6 protein-coding genes and 1 pseudogene are annotated in these 8325 nt (G+C 31.5%); all 7 read right to left on the bottom strand.

Going from position 1 to position 8325, the window contains the following annotated elements; translation table 11 throughout:
- Positions 1-74 precede the first annotated feature (74 nt).
- Complete coding sequence (nifJ, locus tag ANHYDRO_RS05345; protein WP_004814365.1) at positions 75-3608, bottom strand: pyruvate:ferredoxin (flavodoxin) oxidoreductase; 3534 nt, start codon at positions 3606-3608, stop codon at positions 75-77.
- Positions 3609-3693: 85 nt separating this feature from the next.
- Positions 3694-4917: a dicarboxylate/amino acid:cation symporter gene (locus ANHYDRO_RS05350; RefSeq protein WP_004814366.1), complete on the bottom strand. Its 1224-nt coding sequence runs from the start codon at positions 4915-4917 to the stop codon at positions 3694-3696.
- Positions 4918-5209: 292 nt separating this feature from the next.
- Entirely contained in the window at positions 5210-5797 is a 588-nt protein-coding gene (locus ANHYDRO_RS05355; protein WP_081449345.1) for an ABC transporter ATP-binding protein, read from the bottom strand.
- Positions 5794-6234 (bottom strand): hypothetical protein, encoded by a 441-nt coding sequence (locus ANHYDRO_RS05360; RefSeq protein WP_039914157.1) that lies wholly within the window; start codon positions 6232-6234, stop codon positions 5794-5796. The genes ANHYDRO_RS05355 and ANHYDRO_RS05360 overlap by 4 nt, the downstream gene beginning before the upstream one ends.
- Positions 6235-6412: 178 nt before the next feature.
- The gene (locus ANHYDRO_RS05365; protein ID WP_004814370.1) at positions 6413-6961 is read right to left on the bottom strand and encodes an SHIRT domain-containing protein; all 549 of its coding nucleotides are present in this window, start codon (positions 6959-6961) and stop codon (positions 6413-6415) included.
- A complete protein-coding gene (locus ANHYDRO_RS05370; RefSeq protein ID WP_004814371.1) occupies positions 6933-7301 on the bottom strand; it encodes a MucBP domain-containing protein in 369 nt (122 codons plus the stop codon). Before ANHYDRO_RS05370 ends, ANHYDRO_RS05365 begins: the two co-directional genes overlap by 29 nt.
- A 33-nt stretch (positions 7302-7334) precedes the next feature.
- Positions 7335-8311: pseudogene (locus ANHYDRO_RS11460) on the bottom strand (MucBP domain-containing protein); the annotation flags it as partial.
- Between the last annotated feature and the right edge of the window lie 14 nt (positions 8312-8325).

Raw genomic sequence — 8325 nt, forward strand, 5'->3', positions numbered from 1 at the left:
TTTAATATCCAAAAAAATAAACCGGACTTAAAGCCCGGTTTATTAAAACACTTAGTAATTAGTAGCTATTATTATTATTTATTTTCCATCTTTTTATAAGATTCTAATCTTTCCTTAGCAGCTTCTTCAGCTTCTGCATATAACCTATCTGCATCTTCTGGGAAGGCTTTTTTAAGGGAAGCATACCTTACTTCACCTTGTAGGAATTCTTGGAAAGATTCTGTAGGATCTTTACTATCTAGGCTAAATGGATTCTTGCCTTCTTCTTTAAGAAGTGGGTTAAATCTCCATAAGTGCCAATATCCACTTGCTACAGCTTCTTTTTCTCTTCTTTGAGTCTTGCCCATTCCTGCTTTTAGTCCGTGGTTAATACATGGAGCGTAGGCAATTATTAGTGATGGACCATGGTAGGATTCTGCTTCTTTTATTGCTTTTAATGTTTGAGCTTGGTTTGCTCCCATTGCAACTTGGGCAACATAAACATATCCATAAGTTGTCATCATTAAACCAAGGTCTTTCTTTCTAACTTTTTTACCACTTGCTGCAAATTTTGCTACAGCTGCAAGAGGAGTTGCCTTTGATGATTGTCCACCTGTATTTGAGTAAACTTCTGTATCAAATACGATAATATTAATGTCATCGCCACTTGCAAGAACATGGTCTACTCCAGAAAATCCTATATCATAAGCCCATCCGTCTCCACCGTAGATCCAAACAGATTTTTTAACTAAATAATCTTTTAGATTTTTAATTCTTTCTATAATCTTGTTAGCTTCTTCATTGTCAGTTTCATTTGCTATTAATGATTCGATCTTTATTGCTGCTTTTTTACTTTGTTCAAAATCATCATTATTTTCTAACCATTCGTTAAAGGCATCGTTAAGAGGTGTAGAAACTTTTAATTCTAAGAATTTTTTCATTAGGGTTTCTAGTAAGAATTTATTTGATTTTGTTGCAAGAAGCATACCATAACCATATTCTGCTGCATCTTCAAATAAGGATGATGCCCAAGCTGGACCTTCTCCGTTTTTATTTGTACAGTATGGCATTGATGGAACTGATGATCCCCAAATTGATGAACATCCTGTTGCGTTTGAAATAATTTGATGGTCACCGTAAAGTTGGGTTATTAATTTTGCGTAAGGTGTTTCTCCACAGCCTGCACATGCACCTGAGAATTCAAGTAATGGTTGGCTAAATTGTGAATTTTTAACATTTGTTGGAGCTATCTCATCATTTCTATATCCAACTTCACCATGAGCAAATTCCCAATTATCTGCTTGTTTTTCAATTTGTTCATCTATTGGTTTCATAGCTAAGGCTTTCTTTGGAGCTGGACATACGTCAACACAGTTTCCACATCCCATACAATCATATGGTGAAACTTGGATTCTAAATTCGTATCCTTCAAGTCCCTTGCCTATAGCTTTTTTAGTTTCAAATCCTTCTGGTGCCTTAGCTTTTTGTTCTTCATCTAATAAGAATGGTCTAATTGTAGCGTGTGGACAAATGTATGAACATTGGTTACATTGGATACAATTATCTATATTCCATTCTGGAACAAATAAAGCTATACCACGTTTTTCATATCTAGAAGTTCCTGCCATATATTGACCATCATCGTATGGTAAGTATGTTGAAACTGGTAGGTCATCTTCTTTTAGGTTTATAATTGGTCTAACCATATTTTTGATAAAGTCAGGTTCATTTTCATTTTCGCCTTCCCTATCATCTTTTAGGTTTTTCCATTCTTCTTTAACTTTTATTTCTTGTAATTCTTCACTTGCACGGTCAACTGCCTTGTTGTTCATATCAACAATATCTTGACCCTTCATTCCATAAGATTTTTCTATAGAATCTTTTAGGTATTTTATAGCATCATCTATTGGTAAAACTTCTGAAAGAATGAAGAAAGCTGTTTGGATAACCATGTTTGTTCTATGTCCAAGGCCTACTTCTTGGGCTATTTTTGAAGCATTTACTGTGTAGAATTTAATATTTTTATCTGCAATTTCTTTTAAAAGATAATTTGGAATGTGTTCTTCAAGTTCTTCTTCTGACCAAATTGTATTTAATAAGAAGATTCCACCTTCTTTTAAGTTTTTAACCAAATCGTATTGTCTTACATAAGCTTGTGGTGAGCATGATACAAAGTCAGCTTCGTCTATAAAGTATGCAGCATGGATTGGGTTTGGTGAAAATCTTAAGTGAGACATTGTTAAACCATTGGATTTTTTGGCATCATAGTCAAAATATCCTTGGGCGAACATATCAGTATTATCGCCTATAATTTTTATAGCAGATTTATTTGCTCCTACTGTTCCATCTCCACCGTTTCCCCAGAAAATACAACGTGTAGTTTTTCCATCGTTAATAACAAAGCTGTCATCAACTTCAAGTGATGTATGAGTTACATCATCATTAATTCCAACTGTAAAGTGGTTTTTAGGATTTTCTTTTGCTAAATTATCAAATACTGATTTAAAGTGAGCAGGTCTTGTATCTTTTTGTCCAAGTCCATATCTTCCTGCTATTATTTTTGGATTTCTATCAGAGTCTGAAAATGCTTCTAATACATCTAAATATAATGGTTCTCCTGCTGATCCTTTTTCTTTTGTCCTATCAAGAACTGCAATTCTTTCAACTGTTTCTGGAATTGCTTCTAATAAGTGTTTGGTTGAGAAAGGTCTATAAAGATGAACTTTTACAAGTCCTACTTTTCTACCTTCTTTATTTAATTCTTCTACAGTTTGTTGGATAGTATCTGTACCTGATCCCATAGCAACAATTATATCTGTAGCATCATCAGCACCAACATAGTTAAATAAAGAATAATTTGTTCCAATTTTTTCGTTTACTTTTTCCATATAAGAAAGAACGATTTCAGGAATAGCATCATAAGCCTTATTTTGTGCTTCTGCTCTTTGGAAATATCCACTTTTTTCAAATACACCACGCATGGTTGGTCTGTGTGGATTTAGAGAATCGTTTTTAAAATCGTCAATAGCTTTCCAATCAACCATATCTTCGAATTGGTCATAATCCCAAACGTCGATTTTTTGAATTTCGTGACTTGTTCTAAATCCATCAAAGAAATTTACAAATGGAACTCTTCCCTTAATAGCTGCAAGATGGGCTACTGGTGATAGGTCCATAATTTCTTGAACAGAACCTTCTGCAAGCATAGCAAATCCTGTTGCTCTTGCTGCCATAACGTCTTGGTGGTCACCATACATATTGATTGCAGATGTTGATAAAGAACGAGCTGCTACATGGAAAACTGCTGGAAGTCTTTCTCCTGCTATTTTGTACATATCAGGAATCATAAGTAAAAGTCCTTGACTTGCTGTGTATGTAGATGTTAATGCTCCTGCTGCAAGGGAACCATGTACTGCTCCTGCTGCTCCTGCTTCATGTTGCATTTCTGTTACAGAAACTGGATTTCCGAAAAGATTTAATCTTTCGTTAGCTGCCCATTTATCAATAAATTCTGGCATTGGTGAAGATGGAGTTATAGGATATATAGCTGAAACTTCACTAAAAGCATAAGATACGTGAGCCGCTGCTGTGTTACCATCCATGGTAACTTTTCTTCTTTTTATTGTCATAAAAATTACTCCTTTTTAATAATTTTTTATTAAAGTTTTCTTAAGATCATAAGCTCAAAAATAGAACTCAAAAGAGTTCTATTTTTTATTGCTTAACTAGTTCATCAATATATTCAGCATTAGCTTGTGGATCTAATTTAAATCCTGAAATTTTATTTACAACGCAAGCTATAGCTGCATCACCTGTTATGTTACATGCAGTTCCGAAAGAATCTTGAGCAACATATAGGGCAATGATTAAGGCTGTCATTGGTTCTGTAAATCCAAGCATAGATTGAAGAATACCTAGGGCTGCCATTACTGCTCCACCTGGTACTCCTGGTGCTGCTACCATTGTTACTCCTAACATTAGGATGAATGGGAACACATGTTGGAAACCTACATCTGATCCATTAAGCATTAATATTGATAAAGAACAAGATGTAAGTGTTATTGTTGAACCTGATAAGTGAATTGTTGCACAAAGTGGAATTACAAAGTCTGCTATACCCTTATTTACACCTAATTTATAAGTTTGGTTAAGTGTAACTGGAATTGTTGCTGCAGATGATTGTGTTCCTATAGCTGTCATATAAGCTGGAATCATAGTTTTGATTTTTGAGAATGGATTTCCGCCTGCCATTGAGCTTGCTATAGTAAATTGTGTAGTAATTGTTAGGTAGTGGAGTATTAATACCATGATAAATACTCTTGCAAATACTGAAAGTACTACTGCTACAGTTCCTTGATAAGCCATGTTTGCAAAAATACCACAAATGTGGAATGGCAATAATGGAATTACAACTGATGATATTAATTTAGTAATAATATCAGAAAATTCATGAACTGCTTTTTTAAGAACGTCAGCCTTTGCAGCTGCTATACCAACACCTAGAATAAATGAAATAATAAGTGCTGTTGTAACAGAAAATACTGGATCCATTGGGGATTCAAATATTGGCTTTAATACGTGTCCTGCATTTTTATCAGGGTCAAATGAAATTGCTCCCTTTTTGATAAATGTTGGAAGAACAACGCTACCTACAAAATATGTAATAGTTCCGAATACTACTGTTGACAAATACGCAAGTCCTGCTGTAATTGCTAGTGTCTTTCCTGCTGAATCTCCTAGATCTGCTATACCAGGAATTACAAATCCCATAATGATAAGTGGAATAACAAATCCTAAGAAGTTGCCAAATAGACCATTAAATGTTATTAGTAATCTAACCAAAATCTTTAAAGCACCAACTTTTTGTGCTACTAGACCGATTATAATACCTAGAATAATTGCAATAATAAGTCTTGGCAATAAACCTAGTTTCTTCATTTCTATTTCCTCCTTGAAATGAATTATATTGATCTTAAGATCACCTAAATAATATCAGTTTTTTCTTTTCATGTCAACATTTTCATGGTTTATTTTAATTTTCTTTTCATATTATTTTAATCAGGTTAATATTTTGTTATATCCCCTTAAATTAAATATTCTAGTTGATAATAGAAATCTATTATTTTGATTTTTTTACACCTATTCGGGTCCTGTTTTGGTATTGTTTTCCCTTTTTTAAAAAATAAAGATTTGCTAAATACTTTTAGCAAATCTTACTTCAAATTTTTTTCTAAATATCTATAATTTTATCAAATTTATTCAACATTTCCTCATCAATTTTATGAGTTATTATAATAACAGTTTGGTCTAGTGAGAGAAGTTTTTCTAAAACTTCTTTTGAATTTTTCTCATCAAGGGCTGCTGTTGGTTCATCGTAAATCATGATTGCCCTGGTTTCAATAAGAGATCTTAATATGCTTATTCTCATCATCTCTCCACCAGATAATCCCTCGTTTTTACTTATCTTATCGCTCAATTTTTTATCTATATTAAAAACAGATAAATCAATTTTTTTGTTCCTTTTCTTTCTATAAAAATTTATATTATCTTCCAAACTCCCGTCTATTATATTTGGTTTTTGGTCAATATATAGGATATAATCCCTATAATCAAAATCTTTAATACTCTCACCATTTAGCAATATTTCTCCCTTATTAGGGGAAATTTCTCCACATAAAATTTTTGACAGGGTTGATTTTCCCTTACCAGATTCTCCTCTGATTAAATACTTATTTCCATAAGAAAAATCAAAATTAAAATCATTAATTATTTTTTTATTTTCGTATGAAAAAGAAATATTTTTGGCAGAAAGATCTATTGGGGAGGTAGGAGTTTGAAATTAATATAAATAATAGAAATTACAGCAAAAAACATAGTCAAGGCTAGGTTTATGGCATTTATTTTTACCATAAAGCGATTGGCATAAAGATTTTCAATATTAGTTGTGTAGTTTGCAATATTTATTTCCTTATTATTTTTCAAATCCTTTTTAAAAAGTTCATTTTTTAAACCAATAAATTTTTCCATCCCCATCCTATAATTAAGTCTAAAAGCTAAATTTGATGAAATAAAATTTATCAAAACCAAAAATAATAATTTTATAAGGTTCGATTTAAATTCTCCCATATTCAAATTTGAAATTGAAGTTACAACTTTCCCCATAAAAATCCCAATTAAAGAAAGACTTGATGATGTGAAAATCAACAGCAAGATTATAAGTGAATAAGCTATTAAAGATTTTGATTTGTTTTTCATAAATTTTTCCTATTATTAAATGTAAATATTTCTATTATTCTACTCATAAATTTTTAACTTTATAAAATATTTTCAATACAATAAATTGAAAAAGACGAGAAAACAAATTTCCTCGTCTTTTTTTATCTTGGGAATTTATAAAATTCCTTTTTTCTTATTAAAACTTATTAGCAATGTTTTATTGTTTATTCTTTCTGTTTTTGTATAAAGCAAAAGCAGAGCCCATTAATACAAGTATAGCATTTGTAGAACCTGCGACACCCGTTTTAACATTTGATTTGCTAATATCACGTTTTATTTTACTTCCAATTGAACCACTTACTACAGAATTTGTATTTGGTACAAATTTCCATTTTCCTGTGAAAATTAAATCACCATTTTCAATTGTACCACTTTCCTTATCATATCCTTCAAATACCCAAGTACCATCTTTTACTTTAACTTCTAATTTAGAAGGTTTTGTAGGAGAAACTTTAGTACCATTTTCTATTCCCTCTTGATTTTTTGGAAGAAGGTCTAAGATTTCTTTTGGTAGAGTTTTACCTGGTGTAGTTGATTCAAATTTGTGAGTTACTTTATATTTATTTTCTGCATGTGAAGATTTCTTCTTATAGATATGAACAGTATTGCCATCTTTGTCTGTTTCAGTTTTTACAAACTCATAGCCTTTAATATCTTTCTTAGCTTTTTTACCATCTTCACTTTCTCGATTGGATTCCTTTTTCATCTACAAATTTAGTAACTACTTTTGAAGTATTTTCTTTCTTCTTGTAGATATGAACAATATTGCCGTCTTTATCTGTTTCAGTTTTTACAAACTCATAGCCTTTTATATCTTTCTTAGCTTTTTTACCATTTTCATTTTCTGCGATAGTATTACCTTTTTCGTCTACGAACTTAGTAACTACTTTTGTTGAATCAGGTTTCTTTCTATAAACATAGATTATATTTCCCTTGTCATCAGTTTTTGTAGTTATTATTTCATATCCTTCGATATTTTGGCTTGGATTTTTTCCTTTTTGAGTTTGAGCAATTTCATTTCCATTTTCATCAACAAACTTAGTCACAACATCTTCGATAGGTTTAATTACTTTCTTGTAAATATGAATTGTATTACCATTATTATCATTATTTGTACTTACATAAACGTAACCTTCAATATTTACTTGATTTTGTGTTCCTTCTTTTGGAGGAAGTAGTTGATTTCCATTTTCATCAATATATCTAGTTTCAACTTTTACAGTAGGAGCAGTTTTTTGATAAATATGGGTAATGTTACCTTTATCATCTTTTTCGGTTCTTACAAATTGATAACCTTCTATAGTTGATGCAGGATTTTCTCCAGCTTTATCAGCTAGAATTTGATTTCCTTCAGTATCAACATATCTTGTTTCAACATCTTCAAAAGGTGTTTTGCTGTAAGTGTGAATGGTATTACCATTATCATCTTTACTTGTTCTTATATAGTTGTAACCATCTATAGCTACTGAACCTTGTTCTCCTTCCTTAGGAGGAAGTAGTTGATTTCCATTTTCATCAACATATCTTGTTTCAACTTTTGGAACAGGTGCAAGTTTTTGATAAATATGAACGGTATTACCTTTTTCATCTTTTTCAGTTCTTACAAATTGATAACCTTCAATAGTTGATGCAGGATTTTCTCCAGTTTTATCTGCGAGAATTTGATTTCCTTCAGTATCAAAATATCTTGTTTCTACAGATGGACTAGGTGTTTGTTTAAACTTATAAACATGAACAATATTTCCATCCTTATCTGTGTAAGTCTTTACAAAATCATAAGCAGGAATATCTTTTTAACTTGCTTTCCATCTTCATCCTTAGCAAGAGGATTTCCATTTTCATCTACGAATTTAGTAACTATAGATGGACTAGGAGTAGTTTTCTTCTTGTAGATATGTTTTGTATTGCCTTTTTCATCAGTTTTTGTTTCTACAAATTCATATCCTTTGATATCTTTTTTGTCTTTTGTTCCATCTTCTTGTGGAGCTATAGTCTTACCATCTTCATCAACGTATTCTGTTACTACTTCTGGAGTTGGTTCTGCTTTCTTGTAGATATGTTTTGTATTAC

It is taken from the genome of Anaerococcus hydrogenalis DSM 7454 (assembly GCF_000173355.1).
Classification (GTDB): domain Bacteria; phylum Bacillota; class Clostridia; order Tissierellales; family Peptoniphilaceae; genus Anaerococcus; species Anaerococcus hydrogenalis.